Raw genomic sequence first — 1,738 nt, forward strand, 5'->3', positions numbered from 1 at the left:
GTAGACTTTTTTTTGTCTCGCAACTGAGGAAGTTTTTAGTAGGCATTGACTTTTTCTAAATATCATCATATTATACTGTGCAATATGCGTTTTAGATGCTGAACAGCTTACCCCGATTTATTGAGCGGATACATTTTTACATTATGTATGTGGTAAGGTGCGGACTGCACACCTTACATACAAATTTTGTGCGTCAGTCTCGATCAAGTCAGGTGGATTGCTGGGTCAATAGTCGCATTTGGTGTGACTGTACTCCTGGCATGGGCGATGATCGCAGGGGAGCGCAAAAGTATGGTGAGTGTGTAACCAAACTTGATAATCAAACCCAAACTTTATTGCCCTTACCTCGATCTGGCTATGGCTTTTGTGCCACAATCCGGATCGAATCGTACTTGTTTTCATCAGCAGCCAAAATTGTTTTTAGCAGTAGCTTCCAAGCTTGGACTTTACTGTTTTCTTTGGGCTTTACGATTTGATGAGATCCAATTGAATCGAACACAGTGAAAATTTTTCTTTCATCATTGATCCAAGTGTTGTCAAATTGGCGATAGTAGCCATTAAATTGGGTAGAAATTATCTCAAATCCTACTTTTTCACAGATAGCGCGAAAGCTCTGCGGTGTGAAGAAATACAAATGCCTTGGTACATCTAGATGCATCCATGCAATCCCTGATGACTTCAACCCAATACAAGAGTTATTTGGTACTTCCATCACCAATTTTCCGCCATCCACGAGCAACTGCATGGCATTGCGGAGTGCAAGTAAAGGATCTCTGGTATGTTCGAGTACGTGGTTCATCACAATTATGTCGTACTGTCTAGACTTGACTTCCGGAGGCAAAGATTCAGCAGTACCATCAAATACATTAAGACCTCGCTGCTGGGCCAAAACCAAAGCTTGTTGATCGGGTTCAACGCCCCAGACTTTGTGGCCATCTGCTTGCAGTTCTTGCAGCAGGTGTCCGTTGGCGCAACCAATTTCTAAGATTGAGGAGGAAGCAGTCCCGAACTGTTGCTTCCACCATTTACTTGTGACATCTACTCCGCGATCGAAACGCCAAGCTAGATGGGTACGCAATTTATCGAAGAAGGAAATAGAAGAGACAGATACGAAGCCTGTAAAGTCTATATGATGAGTATAATACTCATCGATGTCGTAGAAGCTGGCGATTTTGTTGAGTTCGGGTAGAGGATGAATGCATCCAAGTTGTGACTTTTCGCACCAGTACAATTGAAATGACTCTTTGTTTCGAGGTCTGCGCCAATCACCGGGTATGAATAGCCACGGTTTCATACTCTGTCCAGATATCGGACAGGCGACGGTAGGGCTTAAGCACTGTTGACTTTGCTGCATTTTAGTTTTCATTACTTAGGTACTTGATGTACTAATAACCACTGATGTTAAATTTCAACTCCGGAAATAAATTATGTGCCCGTGACAATTGCGGAATCTGAAATACAGCGGATGACTGCCCCAAAATTATTAGGTTTCGGAAACAGGATTGCTGCGGCGTGGTTTTCAGCTTACATCGAATTTAAGCTAACGCATTTAACTTGCTTTGTCACGTGTGATAAAAAACTACACATTCCGCTAGCTGGGTGTGAGTAAGTTTTTCTATTGTCAATAATTCAGCAATAATTCAAGTATAAATTAAGTTCAGTAAGTAGCTAGACAAAATTAATTACATAGTTTTTTCCAAATTCTTTCAGGATTTTTTCCACAGATGTAACAAAAGTT

The 1,738-nt window shown here is 41.3% G+C and carries 1 protein-coding gene; it reads right to left on the reverse strand.

The features are described 5' to 3' along the window. Positions 1-355 precede the first annotated feature (355 nt). The gene (locus tag QUA40_RS28620) at positions 356-1,366 is read right to left on the reverse strand and encodes a class I SAM-dependent methyltransferase (protein WP_333132075.1); all 1,011 of its coding nucleotides are present in this window, start codon (positions 1,364-1,366) and stop codon (positions 356-358) included. Positions 1,367-1,738: the final 372 nt, after the last annotated feature.

Source organism: Microcoleus sp. Pol11C3 (assembly GCF_036701485.1).
In the GTDB taxonomy this organism is placed as follows: domain Bacteria; phylum Cyanobacteriota; class Cyanobacteriia; order Cyanobacteriales; family Microcoleaceae; genus Microcoleus.

Coding starts and splice junctions, on each gene's coding strand:
- QUA40_RS28620 (WP_333132075.1), bottom strand. CDS start 1,366: ATGAAAACTAAAATGCAGCAAAGTCAACAGTGCTTAAGCCCTACCGTC.